The organism is Sorangium sp. So ce1335, assembly GCF_051521615.1.
Taxonomy (GTDB): domain Bacteria; phylum Myxococcota_A; class Polyangia; order Polyangiales; family Polyangiaceae; genus Sorangium.
The window spans coordinates 3,003,168-3,020,035 of the sequence record NZ_CP150363.1 but is presented as its reverse complement, the minus strand read 5'-3'; the positions used below and the strand labels follow the sequence as shown (position 1 = coordinate 3,020,035).

The 16,868-nt window shown below is 72.5% G+C and carries 14 protein-coding genes; 8 read left to right on the top strand and 6 right to left on the bottom strand.

The window, feature by feature from the left end:
* Window positions 1–473 precede the first annotated feature (473 nt).
* The 3 genes from rarD (at window position 474) to WMF24_RS11240 (ending at window position 3,923) form a co-directional block, all read left to right on the top strand.
* Window positions 474–1,409 (top strand): EamA family transporter RarD, encoded by a 936-nt coding sequence (gene rarD, locus WMF24_RS11250; protein ID WP_437736389.1) that lies wholly within the window; start codon window positions 474–476, stop codon window positions 1,407–1,409.
* A 271-nt stretch (window positions 1,410–1,680) separates the two neighbouring features.
* Entirely contained in the window at window positions 1,681–2,661 is a 981-nt protein-coding gene (locus tag WMF24_RS11245) for an ABC transporter substrate-binding protein (RefSeq protein WP_437736388.1), read from the top strand.
* A gap of 116 nt (window positions 2,662–2,777) precedes the next feature.
* Window positions 2,778–3,923, top strand: coding sequence for a TauD/TfdA family dioxygenase (locus WMF24_RS11240; RefSeq protein WP_437736387.1), 1,146 nt, complete (start codon window positions 2,778–2,780; stop codon window positions 3,921–3,923).
* A gap of 87 nt (window positions 3,924–4,010) precedes the next feature.
* Here the strand turns inward: WMF24_RS11240 and WMF24_RS11235 are convergent, their stop codons facing one another.
* Complete coding sequence (locus WMF24_RS11235; protein ID WP_437736386.1) at window positions 4,011–5,246, bottom strand: DUF1592 domain-containing protein; 1,236 nt, start codon at window positions 5,244–5,246, stop codon at window positions 4,011–4,013.
* A 378-nt stretch (window positions 5,247–5,624) separates the two neighbouring features.
* Between WMF24_RS11235 and WMF24_RS11230 the strand changes: the two genes are divergently transcribed.
* The 3 genes from WMF24_RS11230 (at window position 5,625) to WMF24_RS11220 (ending at window position 9,585) form a co-directional block, all read left to right on the top strand.
* Window positions 5,625–6,782 carry a lysylphosphatidylglycerol synthase domain-containing protein gene (locus WMF24_RS11230; RefSeq protein WP_437736385.1) on the top strand — a complete coding sequence of 386 codons (1,158 nt, stop codon included), beginning with the start codon at window positions 5,625–5,627 and terminating at the stop codon, window positions 6,780–6,782.
* A gap of 249 nt (window positions 6,783–7,031) precedes the next feature.
* Window positions 7,032–8,381, top strand: coding sequence for an NADP-specific glutamate dehydrogenase (gene gdhA / locus WMF24_RS11225; protein WP_437736384.1), 1,350 nt, complete (start codon window positions 7,032–7,034; stop codon window positions 8,379–8,381).
* Window positions 8,382–8,472: 91 nt separating this feature from the next.
* On the top strand, window positions 8,473–9,585 hold the full coding sequence (locus WMF24_RS11220) for an ABC transporter substrate-binding protein (RefSeq protein ID WP_437736383.1): 1,113 nt from the start codon (window positions 8,473–8,475) through the stop codon (window positions 9,583–9,585).
* Here WMF24_RS11220 and WMF24_RS11215 read toward each other — a convergent pair.
* From WMF24_RS11215 to WMF24_RS11205, 3 genes are all read right to left on the bottom strand, one after another.
* Window positions 9,573–10,433, bottom strand: a complete 861-nt coding sequence (locus WMF24_RS11215; protein WP_437736382.1) for a PAS domain-containing protein — start codon at window positions 10,431–10,433, stop codon at window positions 9,573–9,575. The genes WMF24_RS11220 and WMF24_RS11215 overlap by 13 nt on opposite strands.
* Before the next feature lie 63 nt (window positions 10,434–10,496).
* Entirely contained in the window at window positions 10,497–10,643 is a 147-nt protein-coding gene (locus WMF24_RS11210; RefSeq protein WP_437736381.1) for a hypothetical protein, read from the bottom strand.
* A gap of 37 nt (window positions 10,644–10,680) precedes the next feature.
* Window positions 10,681–11,529, bottom strand: a complete 849-nt coding sequence (locus WMF24_RS11205; RefSeq protein ID WP_437736380.1) for an oxidoreductase — start codon at window positions 11,527–11,529, stop codon at window positions 10,681–10,683.
* Window positions 11,530–11,653: 124 nt separating this feature from the next.
* Here WMF24_RS11205 and WMF24_RS11200 point away from each other — a divergent pair, with 124 nt between their 5' ends.
* Complete coding sequence (locus WMF24_RS11200; protein WP_437736379.1) at window positions 11,654–12,604, top strand: LysR substrate-binding domain-containing protein; 951 nt, start codon at window positions 11,654–11,656, stop codon at window positions 12,602–12,604.
* Window positions 12,605–12,865: 261 nt separating this feature from the next.
* Window positions 12,866–14,287 (top strand): AAA family ATPase, encoded by a 1,422-nt coding sequence (locus WMF24_RS11195; RefSeq protein ID WP_437736378.1) that lies wholly within the window; start codon window positions 12,866–12,868, stop codon window positions 14,285–14,287.
* Window positions 14,288–14,368: 81 nt separating this feature from the next.
* Here the strand turns inward: WMF24_RS11195 and WMF24_RS11190 are convergent, their stop codons facing one another.
* Both WMF24_RS11190 and WMF24_RS11185 read right to left on the bottom strand, forming a co-directional pair.
* Window positions 14,369–15,106 carry a tetratricopeptide repeat protein gene (locus WMF24_RS11190; protein WP_437736377.1) on the bottom strand — a complete coding sequence of 246 codons (738 nt, stop codon included), beginning with the start codon at window positions 15,104–15,106 and terminating at the stop codon, window positions 14,369–14,371.
* Between the two features lie 269 nt (window positions 15,107–15,375).
* A complete protein-coding gene (locus tag WMF24_RS11185; RefSeq protein WP_437736376.1) occupies window positions 15,376–16,731 on the bottom strand; it encodes a hypothetical protein in 1,356 nt (451 codons plus the stop codon).
* Window positions 16,732–16,868: the final 137 nt, after the last annotated feature.

Sequence of the window (16,868 nt, the reverse complement as noted above, 5' to 3'; positions counted from 1 at the left end):
CTGCGGCGCCGCGCTCCGCGCCAGCAACGCGGGTGCCACGCGGATCCCGCGGCGCGGCGGCGAGCTCGGCGCGCGCGGCGCGCCCGGCGCCAGCGCGGCGAGCGCGGGATCGCCCGCGATCCGGCGCCGCCGCGCGCGCCGGGCGCGGCCCGGCGGGCCGGCGGGCGCGGGGATCGAGCGACGCGCACGCGCTGCGCGGCGGCGGACGCGAGCACGGCGGATGTCGGGCGGCCGCGCGAGCGGGCCAGTCCGAACTGCCCCTCTTCCGGGAGCGGCCTCCCGTGTCGCCGCCCGCGGCGCGGCCGCAGCCGCCGCGCGGGCGGCGCGGCGCGGCCGCAGCCGCCGCACGGGCGGCGCGCACAGGAAGAGCTTGAAAACCCCGGGAAGGTTCGACATCTTCGCCGCCGGTCAGGCGCGGGCGGCGCCGCGGCGCGCCGCGAGCGTCGCGCCACACCGAAGGGCCCCCACCGTTGATGCGCACGCCCGACAACGCTCGCGACAGCCGCCGGGAGGCCGCCCTCGGCGTCGTCTACGGCGTCGCGGCGTACAGCGCCTGGGGCGTCGTCCCCGTCTTCTGGAAGCAGCTCCGCCACGTCGGCGCTGTCGAGATCCTGGCCCACCGCACGGTGTGGAGCCTGCTCGCGTTCGCGGCGCTCACGCTGGCCACGGGGCAGCTCCGCGCGCTCGTCGCGGCGCTCCGCGACCGGCGCGTCGTCGGGGCCATGGCAGCGACCGGGGCGCTCGTCTCGGCGAACTGGGTGCTCTTCATCTACGCCGTCTCGGTGGGGCGCGTGCTCGACGCGAGCCTCGGCTACTTCATCAACCCGCTGCTCAGCGTCCTGCTCGGCATGGTCTTCCTGCGCGAGCGGCTGCGCCCGGCGCAGTGGCTCGCGCTCGGCCTCGCCGCCGCGGGCGTCGCGCACCTCGCCGTGCGCGCGGGCGCCGTGCCCTGGATCGCGCTGGCCCTGGCCGGGACGTTCGGCGTCTACGGCCTGCTGCGGAAGGTCGTCGCGGTCGACGCGCTCCCTGGCTCCACCCTCGAGACCCTGTTCATCGCCCCGCTCGGCGCGGCCTACCTGGCCAGCGTCCACGCCCAGGACGCGGGCGCCATGGGCCGCGTGGACCTTCGCACCGACGTCCTCCTCGCCGCGACGGGCATCATCACCGCGCTGCCGCTCGTCTGGTTCACGAACGCGGCGCGCCGCCTGTCGCTGACCACCGTCGGCTTCCTCCAGTACCTCGCGCCGACCGGCCAGTTCCTGCTCGCCGTGCTGGTCTACGGCGAGCCGTTCACGGCCGCGCAGGCCGTGAGCTTCGCCTGCATCTGGACCGGGCTCGCCGTGTTCAGCGCCGACGCCGCGCTGCGCGCGTCGGCCGCGCGCGCCGCCTCCGCGCCGACGAGACGGTAGCCCGCCCGGAGCGACGCGGCGCCTGGCCAGGCGGGACGCGGCAAAGCGGCGCGCGCCTCGCCCGTGCGGCGCCGGCAGCATCGCGCTGCGGATCCGGTGCTCCCGGAGCAGCAACGCGGGGCGCGGCCCCCGGAAATACGAGGCTTCCGGGAGAGCGGCACGCCCGCTGCATTGCGAGCGCGCCATGCAACGACGTCAATTCTTGGGGGGCGCTGCGGCCGTCGTATCCGGAGCGTTCTTCGCGGGCAGAGCCCACGCTGCTGGGCCGAGTGTGATCCGTGTCGGCGTGCCCGGCGTGGGCGTGGGCAATCGCCCCGTCACCGGCGGCAGCTTCTTCTCCTTGCTGCACCTCCAGGGCAGCCTCGCCGAGGAGTTCAAGAAAGACGGCATCGAGGTCAAGTGGAACTTCTTCCGCGGCGCCGGCCCGGCCGTCAACGAGGCCGTCGCGAACAACCTGCTCGACATCTGGACGCACGGGCACCTGCCGTCGGTCGTCGGCCGGGCGAGCGGCTTGAAGACGCGCCTCCTGGGCAGCTCCAACCGGCGCGGCCACGCCTACCTGGTCGTGCCCTCCGACTCGCCGATCAACGGGGTCAAGGACCTGCGCGGCAAGAAGGTGGCCTTCCAGAAGGGCACGGCAACGCAGCTCTCCGCGAACCGGATCCTCGAGGGCCACGGGCTGACAGAGCGGGACATCCGCGCCATCAGCATGGACTCGTCCACGGCCAAGGCGGCGATCGCCACGAAGGACGTCGACGCGGTGTTCGGCGGCACCGACTACCTCTCGCTGCGGGACCAGGGGATCGCCAAGATCGTCTACACGACGAAGGGCGACTCGCCGACCTACCCGAGCAACACGGGCATCGTCGCGCGGGAGGACTTCATCAACGAGCATCCCGACGTCGTGCAGCGGATCATCACGCTCGCGGTCAAGTCCGCGGCGTGGCTCGCCGACGAGAAGAACCGCATCCAGGCCTTTCAGCTCTGGTCGAAGTCGGGCACGCCCTTCGCGAACTACAAGGAAGCGCAGCAGGGCGAGGACATGAAGCAGAACGCGAGCCCCCTGCTCGACGAGTACATCATCGCCCGCTACAAGGCGGCGGTGGCCGACTCGAAGAAGTTCGGCCTGATCAGGAACACCTTCGAGGTCGAGCCCTGGACCGACAGGCGCTTCCTCAACCGGGCGCTCAAGGACCTCGGCCTCGAGCGCTTCTGGGCCGAGTGGGACGCGCACGGCAAGCCGAAGGGCTGACCGCGCGGCGCCGCGGGCGCGCGGCGCGTGCGCCCCGGCCCGTCCTGCGATAGACGTGCGCTCCGGCGCGCGCCCCCGGCGGAGACGCCCCGCGCGTCGCGACCGGAGGCGAGACGATGAGCTCCGAAGACGCCGCACAGACGTTCGACATCTCGCACATCCCCCCGTGGATCGAGGGCCCCGCGGCCTGGTACGGCCCCGCGATGGCGCAGGGCGAGGGCTGGATCGAGCACCTCACGCCCGCGGAGGTCGAGGAGGTCGAGGCCGCCGTCCGCCGCTTCGCCGCGACGGGCAAGGGCCCGGCGCAGATCCGCAGCGAGGATTTCCCGCTGCCGTCGCTCGCCGCGCGCCTCCGCCGCGTGCTCGCCGAGGTGCAGGGCGGCCGCGGCTTCGCCCTGCTCCGCGGGCTGCGCGGCGCGTGGCTCGACCGCCTCGACGGCGACGGCCTCCGCGCGGCCGCGATCGCGTTCCTCGGCATCGGCAGCCACCTCGGGAGCGCGCGCTCGCAGAACGCGCGCGGGCACGTGCTCGGTCACGTGAAGGACCTCGGCCTGTCGAGCCAGGACCCGAGCGTGCGCGTCTACCAGACGCGCGAGCGGCAGACGTTCCACACCGACTCGTGCGACGTCGTGGCGCTGCTCTGCCTGCGGACCGCGCGGGCGGGCGGGCTCTCGGCGCTCGTCAGCTCGGTCACGCTGTACAACGAGATGCGGCGCGCGCGCCCGGACCTCGTCGAGGCGCTGTTCGCGCCGATCGAGACCGATCGCCGGGGCGAGGTGCCCGCGGGCGAGAGGCCGTATTTCCGTATCCCCGTGTTCAACTGGCACGCTGGGCTCCTGTCCGCGATCTACCAGCGCCAGTACATCGAGTCGGCGCGCCGCTTTCCCGACGTCCCGCCGCTCACGGCGCGTCAGGTCGAGGCGCTCGACCTGTTCGACGCCCTCGCCAACGACCCTGCGCTCCACATGACCATGGAGCTCCGCCCGGGCGACATCCAGCTCGTGCACAACCACACGCTGCTCCACGACCGGACGGCGTTCGAGGACTGGCCCGAGCCGGATCGCCGCCGGCACCTGCTCCGCCTCTGGCTCGCCCCGCCCGGCGCGCGGCCGCTGCCGCCGGTGTTCCGCGAGCGCTTCGGCGCGCTGACCCCGGGCGACCGCGGGGGCATCGTGGTGCCGGGCACCCGCCTCCACGCCCCGCTCGACGCGGCCCCGCTCGACGCGGCCCCGCTCGACGCGGCCCCGCTCGACGCGGAATGAGCGCCGGGGATCACGCGCGCGCGCCTGCCGCCAACCCGGGCAGCACGCGCGCGCCTGCCGGCGCTCAGGCGGCGTGCCCGCTGGCGCTCACGGCAGCCGGTCCGGATCCGGATATCCCCACGTGAGCTCCGGCTCGCCGAGGAACTCGGGTGTCCCGACCACCTCGATGAGCAGCTCACGCAGGTTGCGCCCCGACCTGGCGAAGGCCGCTGCCAGCGCCTCGATGCGCGGCCCGAGCCCCGCCGGGGCGCTGTCTCTGGCGGCCGATAGAGGATCGATCGCGTAGTGCATCGCCAGCTGCGCGATGCAGGCGTGGACCTCCGGGAGCTCCTTCACTATCTCGAGCAGCTCACGGACGTCCCCGTATCTCGGCTCGCCCGGCACGCCGGGGATCCAGCCGGAGGTGTCGAAGGGATCGCCGCCGTCGTCCGCGAGCTCGCGGCCCATGCTGTCGAACCGGAGAAAGGCGAACCCGGGCGGGTTGAGCTGGCTGTGGCACACATCGCAGCTGCGCGGGGCGGTGGCCTCGATCATCTGCTCGCGGATCGAGCGACCGAGCACGGGCTCCTCGCCCGGAGACTGGTCCGGGAGCTCCGTGCAGAGGAACGCAGCGAGGACGAGCCAGCCACGCTTCGCGGGCCAGGAGACGGGATACGGGCTGCGGAACGTCCGCATGATGGCGGCGCTGGTGAAGAGCCCCATCCGGTTCGGCGAGCCGTACGGCGCGCGCGTGGGCTCGTCGCCCTCGACGCCGGTCATCCCGTAGTGCTCCGCGAGGCGCGCGTCGACGAACGTGTACGGCGCGAACATCAGCGTATCCAGGGTGCCGTCCTCGTCGAGGACGACAGCGCTCCCGTAGGCCGCGACCTCCTTGCGCATCGAGGCGAGCAGCGGGTCGTCGACGGGCTCGCCCTCCGGGCTGAACGCCCTGAGCAGCTTCGAGCGCAGCCACCATTGAAAGAAGCGCCCCACGCCGCCTCTGGCGCGCGGATCCTGGAGCATCTCGCGCGCGAGGTCCCGGGCGGCCTGCGCCTCGACCGGCGCGCCGAGGCGCGCGGCGATCTCGCCGGCGGCGGCGCCGTCGTTCCACAGGAACCTGGCGAGGCGCTGCGCGACGACCTCCGGGGCAGCCGGCGGGACGTCGGCAAGCGCGGAGTCCGCGCCCCCGCCGCCCGACGCGCCTTCGCCCGAGACGGCGCCGTCCGAGGCGCCGCCGCCCGGATCACCTCCGCTCGCGGCGCCGCCGCCCGGCGCGCGCTCGACTGGCACCGAGCCGCACGCGGCGAGGCTGCCCGCGGAGGCGGCGAGCAGCGCCGCGGCCACGGCGCCGAGCCTGACAGAGGCCCATCTCCCAACCTGCGACGATTCACGGTGCAAGCAAGCCATGAGATGGAGCGCAGTCTCCCATGGATCTCGGCCGAGGAGGCGACCGAGAGGGCGAAGAAGGCGTGCTCCTGACGGACGTCTCGCCCCCCGGCTCGCTCCCCCTCGTGCGGCGCGCGGGCCCCGGGCTTCTCGGCATAAGGCCACCGAGGCCGACGGCCACGAGGCCGACAGGGGCTCCTGCGACGTCGCACCGAGCGCTCACGTCGAGCGCGCTGCGCGCCCACGACGCGTGTGCGGCGCAACAGTTCCCGCCGCGGCGTGCGCACGCCGCGCGCACACGGCGCCGGCACGCGCCTCGCAGTGCAGGCCCTTCCCATGTCTCACTTACCTCCGGCCCGAGCGGCAGAGGGATGCCCCGGCGGCGACGCCGGGCGCACGGCCGGCGCGGAGGCGCCCTTCCCCGGCCCGCCGGCCGCCCTGAGCGCCGCCGCGCACGCCCTGAGCGCCGCCGCGCCGCCCGCCGCCGCGCCGCCCGCCGCCGCGCCGCCGGCCATCGCCACCTCGCCGGCCGCCCGGCGCGCCGCCGCCCGCCGCGCGCGGCGCCGGGCGCTGCTCCACGTGGCGCTCGCGGGCTTCGGCATCGCCGCCCTGACCGCGCTCATCCGGCACGTCGGCGCGGCCGAGACGCTCGACGCGCTGGCGCGCGCCGCCCCGCTCCTGCCGCTGCTCATCGCGCTGGAGGCGGCGCGCCTCGGCTGCGAGACGCTCGCGACGGGCGCGCTCTGCCCGCGGCGGAGCGTCCCGCCCGCGGAGCTCGTTCGCATCCACGTCGTCTCCTACCCCGTCATGACGCTGATGCCGGCCGGCCGCGCCGCCGGCGAGGCCGTGAAGGCGGCGCTGCTCTCTCCCCACGTCGGCGCCCCCCGCGCGGCCGCGATCGCGGCCGCCAACCAGTCGCTCGCGCTCGTCGCCGCGAGCCCGCTGTCGTTCCTCGCCGCCCTGGCCATCGGGCGGATCGCCGGCGGCGCCTCCCCGCTCGCCCTCGGCGTGCTCGCGCACGCCGCGCTCCTCGTCGCGAGCGGCCTCGGCGTCGCGTACGCGGCGCGGCAGCGCGCGGCCTTCGCCTGGCTCGCCCGGCGGTTCGCCCGCCTCGGCCACGCCACCGCCGCCTTCCAGGAGGCCGTCCGCGAGCGCCCGCCCGTGCCGGCCCGCCCCTTCGCCTTCTGCGTCGCCGGCCGCGCGCTCCAGGCGGCGCAGTACGCCGTGCTCCTCGCCGCGGTCGGCGCCGAGAGCGGCCCCGTGCGCGCGCTCGCCGCGTACGGCGTTGGCGCGGCCGGCACGGCGGTCGGCGACCTCATCCCGGCCCAGATCGGCGCCACCGACGGCGCCTTCGCGCTCGCCGCCCCGCTGCTCGGGCTCACCGCGAGCTCCGCCATCGCCATCTCGGTGCTTGTCCACCTGCTCCAGGCGACCTTCGCGCTCGTCGGGATCGCCGTCACGCTCGCGTGGCGCCGCAGGCCGCCCGCGCCGTGAGCCCACCACCGGAGGGCGTGGCGACAGCCTTCGCGCCGCTCGGCGCCGTGCGGTGCCAAGGGTGACTTGCCACGACGCGTCAGGTGAAAGAAGGTCTCTTCGCGGTCCGACTTCCCCCCTGAAAATTACATCGTATCAACAATTTAGCGCCGACACTACCCGACGGGCGGGCTGCAACCTCGGAACAATCGGGTGCGATGGCGACGACGCCTGCACGGAGCGCCGCGCCGGTGTATACCCCCCCTCGACATGGTGCATTTGGACGAGAAAGTTGAGCCCCTTTTCGAGCAGATCGTTCGCCGCAACCCCGGCGAATCCGAGTTCCACCAGGCGGTCCGTGAGGTCCTGGAGTCCCTCGGCCCGGTGCTCTCGAAGCACCCCGAGCTGACGCGGCAGAAGATCATCGAGCGCATCTGTGAGCCCGAGCGCCAGGTGATCTTCCGCGTGCCCTGGGTCGACGACCGCGGCGAGGTGCAGCTGAACCGCGGCTTCCGTGTGCAGGTGAACAGCGCGCTCGGCCCCTACAAGGGCGGCATCCGCTTCCACCCGACGGTCTACCTCGGGACCATCAAGTTCCTCGGCTTCGAGCAGGTCTTCAAGAACGCGCTCACCGGGATGCCGATCGGCGGCGGCAAGGGCGGCGCGGACTTCGACCCGAAGGGGAAGTCCGACGGCGAGATCATGCGCTTCTGCCAGAGCTTCATGACCGAGCTCCACCGCCACCTCGGCGAGTACACCGATGTGCCGGCGGGCGACATCGGCGTGGGCGAGCGCGAGCTCGGGTACATGTTCGGGCAGTACAAGCGCCTCACGAACCGCTACGAGTCCGGCGTGCTCACCGGCAAGGGCCTCGCGTGGGGCGGCTCGCTGGTGCGCAAGGAGGCGACCGGCTACGGCGCCGTCTACTTCGTCGCCGACATGCTGCGGGCGCGCGGCGAGAAGCTCTCGGACAAGACGGGTGTGGTGTCGGGCTCGGGCAACGTCGCGATCTACGCGATCCAGAAGCTGGAGCAGCTCGGGGCCCACGTCGTCGCGTGCTCGGACTCGAGCGGCTACGTGCACGACCCCGACGGCATCGATCTCGCGCTGCTCAAGCAGGTGAAGGAGGTCGAGCGCGCTCGCATCAGCGATTACGCGACGCGGCGCGGCCGGCGCGCGCGCTTCGTGCCGGGCGGCAACGTCTGGGAGGTGCCGTGTCAGATCGCCCTCCCCTGCGCGACGCAGAACGAGCTGAACGCGCGCGACGCGGCGACGCTCGTGAAGAACGGGTGCCGCGCCGTCGCCGAGGGCGCGAACATGCCCACCACGCCCGAGGGCGTGCGCGTCTTCCTCGAGTCCGGGGTGGCGTTCGGCCCCGGCAAGGCGGCGAATGCCGGCGGCGTGGCGACCTCGGCGCTCGAGATGCAGCAGAACGCGAGCCGCGACTCGTGGTCGTTCGAGCACACCGAGAAGCGGCTCGCCGAGATCATGACGAACATCCACCGCACCTGCTACGAGACGGCGGAGGAGATCGGCGTGCCGGGCAACTATGTGGCGGGCGCGAACGTCGCGGGGTTCCTGCGGGTCGCACGCGCCATGCTCGCGCTCGGCGTGATCTGACGGCGGGCCGCGAGGGAACGCGAAGGAACGAGCGCCGCGCGCGACGCGGCCAGACGAGCCCGGACGACGGAAGCTCGAAAGACGCCAGCACATGAACACGCCACTACCGCCGCCCGGAGCGGAGCGGACCGACGGTTCATCCGTCCAGATCGGCGCACTCGTTCCGCTGACTCGGCCCGGCTGGGTCGAGGCAGGCCGGCACTTGCTCGCTGGACTCGAGCTGGCCGTCCGCGAAGTCAATGACGCTGGCGGGATCGTCGGAAGACCACTCGAGCTCCTGGTCCGGGACACCGCGGCGGATCCGCAGAGGGCCGCCGCGGCCGTCGATGAGCTGGCTCGTCTTGGCGTGGCCGCCTTGGCGGGGGAGTATCACAGCGTCGTCGCTCGCGCCGCGGCCGCCAGGGCCGACGCCCTCGGCCTGCCGTTCCTCTGCTCGTCAGCGGTCCTCGACGCGCTCACCGAACAGCCGACGGAATGGGTCGCGCGCCTCGCCCCGGCGCAGTCCCACGGCTGGCGGATCTACGCGGACTTCCTCCTCGGCGCGGGCCACAGGCGCATCGCCCTGGCCGCCGACTCGAGCGCCTACTGGGCGTCTGGGGCCCGCGTTCTGCGGGACCACCTCGCTCCGCGCGGCGGCGCCGTCATCGAGCTCGACATGCGCGCGCTCGCCCCCGCGGCCGTGTGCGACGCGCTCGTCGACGCTCGCGCGACAGCCCTCCTTCTTCTCGTCGGCTACCCGGAGCCGGCGGTGTCGATCGTCAAGGCTGTCCGCCGCGACCAGCGCCTCGCCGAGATCATGATAGGTGCTCCGGCCGGGCAACCGGAGCTCGCCGGATGGGCCACGTCGCTGGGCGGCGACGGCGCCGCGATCCCGTTCTTGCGCTACCTGCCCGAGCGCCTCGGCCCACGCGGCGCCCGCGTCGAGACGGCCCTGCGCGAGCGGCTGGCCGAAGCGCCCTCCTTCGTCGCCTTCGAGGGCTACGACACGATCGCCGTCCTCGCCGATGTGCTGCGTTCTCACGGCGCCGACCGGGCGCGCACCGCCGGAGCCTGGGCGCGCGTCGCCGTCGAAGGCACCCGCGGGCATATCCGGTTCTCCCGCGCGCCGGGCATCAGCGTCTGGCAGTGGGCCTGGCCGCCAGTCCAGGTCGTCGATCGAGATCCGGCGGACCCCGATCGCTTCCGGATCCTTCACGCCGGCTGAGCGGCGACGATCCGGTAGGAGAGGCGGCCGAGCGCGTACTCGAGCCCGCGCTCGAGGCTGCCGCGCGTCGTGATGCGGCCGAGGTCGACGTCGAGCCCGACCAGGGCCTGCGCCGCGGCGGGGCCCATGCCGACGAGCACGCTCTCGCAGCCGAGCAATGCCGCGGCTTGCACGGTGCGCAGCAGGGCCTCGGCGGCCATGGTGTCGACGAGCGGGACGCCCGTCACGTCGATGATCACGAAGCGCGCGGAGGCGTCGCCTACCGCGGCGAGGACGCTCTCGGTGACCTGCGCGGCCCGCTCCTGGTTCAGCGCGCCGACGAGCGGCAGGAGCAAGACGCCCTTCCAGATGCGCACGACCGGCACCGCGAGCTTCTCGAGCAGCGCGCGCTGCGCCTCGATGATCCCGAGCTGCGCGCGATTCTCAGCCTCGAGCCGCTCGGCCGCGACGAGCTTGCCCTTCATGTTCGTGATGTCCGTGATGATGCCGCAGAGCCCGACCACCTGCCCGGCGTCGTCGCGCATGGGGTACTTGCGTGTCCACATCGTCCGCTCGACGCGGTCGGCGCCGGTGACCACCTCCTGGTTCTCGTCGGGCTCGCCCGTGTTCACGACGAGATCGTCGTGCTCCCAGAAGACTTCGACCTGCTCGGCGGGCCAGAACCCCGTGTCGTCCTTGCCGATGAGCTCCTCCCGCGGATACCCGATGAGCTTACAATACCCCTCGTTGACGGCGATCCAGCGATGCGCCCGATTCTTGACAAAGATGGGGTCAGGCAGGCTGTCGATGATGCGCTGGAGCAGCTCGACGCGGCGCCAGGTGAAGGGATCGAGGGGGACGTTGGTCATCGCAATTCCATGCACCCCCGCCAAAAACGTACGCTCCGATCATATCAAGGAACGCCCTCCGGCTCAAGGGCTGCTCCGGCCGCCCGGCGACTCCGGCTTCGCGCTCACCGGGCTCGTGGGGGCGCTCACGCCGAGCGGGTCTCGCGCGCGGACCACGCAGTGATCCGGCCACGAGACGATGATGAACGCCGTGCCCCTCTCGATCTTCAAGCAAGGCGAGCTCGCGCCTCCTGGGGGCTAGCTCGCTTCATCTCGGAAAGTCCGTCGACTCCGAGACGGCGCGCCACGCGGCGAGCTCCTGTGCGACGAGCGCGTTCTTCGCCTCGATCGCGGCGATGGCGTCGCTGCCGAGCGGGAGACGGAGCGGGGGATTCTTCGCGCGGGCGAGCTCGACGACGACGCGCGCGAGCCGCGCCGGGTCGCCGGGCTGCTGGAGGCTGACCTCCTTCGCGTAGCTCCGGACCTTGCCCGCGGTCTCCGCATAATCGGCGATGGCCTTTCCCGTCTCGACGACGGACTTCGCCTCCAGGAACTCTGTTCGGAAGTAGCCCGGCTCGAGGACCGTGACCGCGATGCCGAGCGGCGCGAGCTCGGCGTGGAGCGCCTCCGAGATCCCCTCGACGGCGAACTTCGTCGAGCAGTAGATACCGAACCCGGCTCCCGACCGGTAGCCGCCGACCGACGAGAGGTTCAGGATCAAGCCGGCGCGCTGCTTCCGGAGCTGCGGGAGCACGGCGCGCGTCACCGCCAGCAGGCCGAACACGTTCGTCTCGAAGACGCGCCGCACCTCGTCGCCCTGGGTCTCCTCGACCGCGCCGACGACGCCGTAGCCGGCGTTGTTCACGAGAACGTCAATCCGGCCGAACCGAGCGATGGCCGCCTCGACCGCGGCGGCCATCGACGCCTCGTCCGTCACGTCGAGCGCGACGGGGAGGAGCGCCTCGGGCCGCCCGAAGCGGTCCGTGATGCTCCTCGGATCGCGCGCGGTGGCGACCACCCGATCGCCGGCGGCGAGCGCCGCCTTCGCGATCTCCGCGCCGATGCCGCGCGACGCTCCCGTGATGAACCACACCCGCTCGTTCTTGCTCGTTTCCATGGGGATCTCCTCCTCGTCGCCCGGGGCGCTGCGCCCCTCGCACGACCGAAGATGTCGCATCCCGAGTATGAAGAAAATACGCAAAACGGTTGATGCTTCATGAACTCAGAGTTCATAATCGAGCATGACCGACGCGCTCGACGGGCTCACGACGTTCCTCGCCGTGGGCCGCCACAAGAGCTTCACCGCCGCCGCCGCCGCGCTCGGCGTCACCCCCACCGCCGTGAGCCAGAAGATCAAGCTCCTCGAGCGACGGTGCGGCGTTGTGCTGTTTCAGCGGACGACGAGGCGCGTCGCGCTCACGGAGCCGGGCGAGCGCCTCTTTCAGCGCTTGCAGCCCGCGATCGCCGACGTCGAGGACGCGCTCGCCGCGCTCGGCGACTACCGCGGGCGCCCCTCCGGGAAGCTCCGCATCACCGCGCCGCGCATGAGCGGCGCGTGGCTCCTTGCGCCGCTCGTGGCAGAGATGCGGGCGGCGTACCCGGAGCTGTCGATCGAGATCTCGCTCGACGACGCCTTCGTCGACCTCGTGGCGTCCGGCTTCGACGCGGGCATCCGGCTCGGCGACGCTGTCGAGAAGGACATGGTGCGGGTCCCGATCACGAGCCACTCATCGTGGTCGATCGTCGGCTCGCCGGCCTACCTCGCGAAGGCGGGGCGACCGCGCGCGCCGGAGGACCTCGTCCGCCATCGCGCGATCCGCCAGCGCCTCATCGCGAGCGGCGTCGTCTATCGCTGGGAGCTCGAACGCCGGGGCAAGACGATGACGGTCGACGTTCCCGGCGGCATCGTCGCCGATGATGTCGGGCTCATCGTCGCGCTCGCGTGCGCGGGGGCGGGCCTCGCGTACGTGCCCGACCAGGCCATCGAGCGCGACCTCTCCGAGGGACGACTCGAGCGCGTGCTCGAGGCGTTCATCACGAGGGGACCTGGCTTCTGCCTCTATTTTCCCGCGCGCACGCAGGAGCAGCCGAAGCTCCGCGCGCTGATCGAGACGGTCACGGGCTTCCGTGGGCAGGAGGCCAAGCGGGAGGCCGCCGGCTCCCGCCCGCCGCGGCCGGCGCGGCGCCGGTGAGGGGGAGATGACGCTGCGCCACGTTCGACGTTCCATCGCGCGAACGCTGCCGTTCCAGAACGCCACCTCGCGTCGTCCCGGGCCTCTTCGTATACTCACCCCCGTCGATCCACCTGCCGATAGCGCGCCGCTGGCGGGGGAGCGCCCGCCGACACGACGAGCAGCGATGGTGTCGCGCGCTGTCATGCTCCCGCCGTCGATCCCGATGAACGAGCTCACCCGCTCGTAGGGTAGTGTCGACTCCACGCTGGAGACATCATCATGGACAACGATAAGCCCCAGAACCCCGCCCCTTCCCTCACGGACCTGATGGGCGCGATGGTGGCGGCCCAGGCCGCGCAGGAGCCGTTCTTCCTCGGCCGCCTCCACGGGCACTTCGGCGCCGACCCCCGCGCCCTGCCCATCGTCACCGAGGAGTTCCCGGTCTCGGACCACCCGAACTTCCAGCTCGCGATCGAGGCCCACCTCCGCGACGGCGGGTTCACCTCCGAGCTGCTCGGGGTCTCCGGCGGCGACATGTTCCGGGGGGTGAGCCTTCCCGATCTCCTCTCGCCGCCGCCGGCGATGCCCGGGGTCGGCGGCGCGCCGCCCTCGCAGGGGCCCGTGCAGTACCGCAATGTCCGCCTCGACGAGGATCGCGTGATCGCCTGTGTCGCCGGCGGCATCTACCTCGTCGGCCACGGGGACGACCGCTTCGCGCTGCTTGTCCGCGGCCCCAGCGACGTCGGGTTCCGGCGCAGCCAGCTCACCGTCGAGGTGATGGCGAGGGACAGCGAGCGCGCCCAGCGCCTCCTCGCCGAGCTCCGCGTCCTGATGCGCCGGCTCAACGTCTACCGCAGCCGCGTCGTCACCCTGAGCGAGGCCACGGACGTCTTTCCGGCCACGACCAAGATCGAGATCCAGAGCCTCCCGCGGATCGCGCGCGACGCGCTCATCCTGCCCGAGGCGCTGCTCGCGCGGCTCGAGCGGTCGACCATCGGCTTCTCCCGGCACAGAGAGTCCCTGCTCGCCTCGGGGCGGCACCTGAAGCGCGGGCTGCTCCTCTACGGGCCCCCGGGCACCGGCAAGACGCTGACCGCGATGTACCTGGCGGGCCAGATGCGGGAGCGCACGACCCTGCTCCTCACCGGGCTCGGGGTGAAGCTCCTCAAGGAGGCGTGCATGATGGCGCGGTCGCTCCAGCCCTCGCTCGTTGTGCTCGAGGACGTCGACATCATCGCCCAGGATCGCGAGAGCCCGGACGGGAGCTGCCGCTCTCCGCTGCTCTTCGATCTCCTGAACCAGATGGACGGCCTCGCGGAGGACACCGACGTGATCTTCCTCCTGACCACCAACCGCCCTCACGCCCTGGAGCCGGCGCTGGCGGCGCGGCCGGGGCGGATCGATCTCGCGTTGGAGATCCCGCTGCCGGACGCCGACTGCCGGCGGCAGCTGCTCGCGCTCTACGGGCGCGGCCTCTCGCTCAAGGGTGACGACCTCGCGCCGCTCATCGCGCGGACCGAGGGGGTGAGCGCGGCGTTCATCCGCGAGCTCCTGCGGCGGGCGGCGCTGTTCGCGGCCGACGCGGGGTGCGGCACGGCGGTCGGCGAGGAGCACCTCAAGGAGGCATTGCACGAGCTCCTCGTCGTCGGGGGGCCGCTCACCCGGAGCCTCCTCGGCGCCCAGGCCCACCGCCCCTCGTGATCACCCCCGGCCGCCCGCCGGCGCGCACGAGCGCTGCGAGCGGATGCTCCCGCGAAGGACGGACGGGCGCGGCGACCGCCCTCACTCCACGAGCTGCGCCAGCGTCGCCTTGGCGAGCATTTCAGTGGCCAGCGTCGACTGCGGATCGAGGGCCAGCTCCCCGAGAATCTTGATGGCGCCGTCGCGGTCGCCGCGCCGGTCGAGGATCAGCGCCTTGTTGAGCAGCAGCATCCCCTTCGTCTCGCCGTCGGGCTCATGCTCGAGCCCTCGGGTGATCGCCTGGAGTCGTGCGTCGTCGTCATCGAGCAAGCGGCTCAATTCCTTCCAGGCGGCGGGAAACGCCGGATATTTCGCTACGATCCCCTCGAGAATGGCCTTCTTCTGCGCCTTGTCCTCCATCCATTCGAGCAACGCGAACGCCTTGCAAAAGCCCGGCGGGAGAGCTCCCGTACGCTCGCGACGGAGGCAATCGAGCGACCTCTTGGCCGTGAAGAAGCCTCGCGGGGCCATACGGTCGACCTCCGCGTAGCGTTCTTCGGCCTTCGCGGAGTCGCCCATCAGCAGGTAAGTGAACGCAGCATCGTACACCGGGTAGGGCCAGCCGGGCGCGAGCGCATGAGCCCGATCGAGCATCTCTAAAGCGCGCGCATGCTCACCCCGCCCGCCCGCCTCGCGCGCCTCCTGGTGCAGACGGGAAGCCTCGGGAGGGATTGCATCGGCGCCGATGAGCTCCCAGCGCACCTTGCCCGAGACGCCTTCGAGGTCCTTTGTGGTCAGCTCGCGGCCAGCCGCGTCTTTGAAAATGAGGCGTGCGCCCATGGGTTGCTCCTCCTGAGATGCAATGGCCCGCTCGCCCCGCCCGCAAGCGGCAAGGCCCACGGCGACGAGCACGAGCACGAGCCGAGCGCGAGAGGCGAGGTGCATCGGACGCAGGTTACACGATCGGGTTCGCTCACCGGCGAGCGCGCGGCCGCATCGCGCCCCATGGAGTCGTGCCCCTTCGCACGGCTCCCCACGGCAGCCCAGGTTAGAGCCGTCAGGAACGGATCCTGCGCGCTTGCGTGGAGTCCCCCCGGCCGCAGGCCGTGTCAGAACTGGTACAGGCCGCCCGCCTCGACGCCCCAGCCCACGCGGTCGGCGTCCTGCTGCGCCGCCGGATCGAGCTTGTGGCGCGTGAGCATCAGCAAAGGCTCGAGCACGATCGAGAGCCCCTTCATGGGCGCGTAGGCGTACCCCGCGCGCAGGGTCACGTTGCGCTCGATGCCGGGACCATTGCCGCCCGCGCGCGTTGGCGCGGTCGCCGGCGCCCCGTCCGTCGCCGGCGTGCCGGGGGTGTAGCCGAGCAGCATGTCGTCGGCGCTGGGCACCATCGCGGCGCCCGCGACGAGGTGCACGGCGTGCTTGTCGAACGAGAGCTTCCCCGACACCCAGCCGCCGACCTCGGCGACGTCGTTCGTGCGGTAGCCCTGCGCGAGCGTCAAAAGGCCCAGGTTGGCGAGGTTCTGGCCGCCGTACGCCTCGGCCCGCAGGTTCAGCGGGCCGGACGTGACCTCGGCGAACAGGTTGCCGCCGAACGCCATCCGCCCCTCTTCCGTCGGCAGGTTCGCGTCGAATTTGAGCCGCGTGCCGATCAGCGAGGCGCCCACCCACGCGGCCTTCTCGGCGCGGTAGCTCGCGCGCAGCGCGACGGTGGGCGTGCGCGAGTACTCGACGTTGTTGAGGATGGCCGTGACGTTCTGGCCGACGAGGCCGAGCGCGGCGCCCACCTCGAGGCTGCCGAGGCTCGCGACGTACATGAGCTGGTGGCGCATGAAGCCCGAGTTCCCGGACTGAAAGAGCGTGCCAACGATGTTGTACGTGTGCGTGTTCAACGGCGAGAACAGATCCCAGACCTGGCCGAGCGTGAGCTTGTGCCCCTCGGAAGGAGTCCAGTCCAAGAACGCCTGACGCACGCGGATGCCCGTCCCCTGCGCCGGCGAGGACTTCGCGAAATCCACGAAGTCGACCTCGATCTGCGCCTTCACGGGCGTGCCCTCCCCGACGGCCACGCCGACGCGCGTCTGCTGCGCCTGGAAGCTCAGCCCGACGGCGTCCGGATCGGTGAGGAACAGCGGATTCGCCGCGGCCGTGGGGGCGACGTAGTTCGGGTTGCCGAAGGACTCGAGGCCGTTGCCCACGACGATCGTCGGCTTGACGATGCCGTAGAAGCGCACGAGCGGCTTGTCGTCGGGCTTCTTCTCCTCGACCGGCGGCGCGGGCGGCGCGGGGCGAGGGTCCACCCCGGGCGGCGCCACGGTCGCTGACGCGGGCGCCGGCGTGGGCTCGGCCGGCGCTTCCTGCGGCGGCGGAGCCGCCGTTTGCGCGAGGGCCGTGGCCGGCGCGGCGACGCCGGCCAGCGAGAGCGAGACGACGAGAGTTGCGCTGGGCGTCTTCCAGGTGCTCATGAGACAATCTCCTCTGCCCTCTGGATGGCGATGAGCAGGAGCATCCTTCGGATACGCCACCTTTCATTCGGTTTCAGGTGGGGCTCCCGAGAGCATGGTCCGCGCAAAGCGACGTCGACACGCCGAGGAATTCCCAG

Bases quoted from the DNA above. Each gene is read 5' to 3' on its own strand.
- rarD (WP_437736389.1), top strand. From the start codon at position 474: ATGCGCACGCCCGACAACGCTCGCGACAGCCGCCGGGAGGCCGCCCTC.
- WMF24_RS11240 (WP_437736387.1), top strand. From the start codon at position 2,778: ATGAGCTCCGAAGACGCCGCACAGACGTTCGACATCTCGCACATCCCC.
- WMF24_RS11230 (WP_437736385.1), top strand. From the start codon at position 5,625: ATGTCTCACTTACCTCCGGCCCGAGCGGCAGAGGGATGCCCCGGCGGC.
- gdhA (WP_437736384.1), top strand. From the start codon at position 7,032: ATGGTGCATTTGGACGAGAAAGTTGAGCCCCTTTTCGAGCAGATCGTT.
- WMF24_RS11220 (WP_437736383.1), top strand. From the start codon at position 8,473: ATGAACACGCCACTACCGCCGCCCGGAGCGGAGCGGACCGACGGTTCA.
- WMF24_RS11215 (WP_437736382.1), bottom strand. From the start codon at position 10,433: ATGACCAACGTCCCCCTCGATCCCTTCACCTGGCGCCGCGTCGAGCTG.
- WMF24_RS11205 (WP_437736380.1), bottom strand. From the start codon at position 11,529: ATGGAAACGAGCAAGAACGAGCGGGTGTGGTTCATCACGGGAGCGTCG.
- WMF24_RS11200 (WP_437736379.1), top strand. From the start codon at position 11,654: ATGACCGACGCGCTCGACGGGCTCACGACGTTCCTCGCCGTGGGCCGC.
- WMF24_RS11195 (WP_437736378.1), top strand. From the start codon at position 12,866: ATGGACAACGATAAGCCCCAGAACCCCGCCCCTTCCCTCACGGACCTG.
- WMF24_RS11190 (WP_437736377.1), bottom strand. From the start codon at position 15,106: ATGGGCGCACGCCTCATTTTCAAAGACGCGGCTGGCCGCGAGCTGACC.
- WMF24_RS11185 (WP_437736376.1), bottom strand. From the start codon at position 16,731: ATGAGCACCTGGAAGACGCCCAGCGCAACTCTCGTCGTCTCGCTCTCG.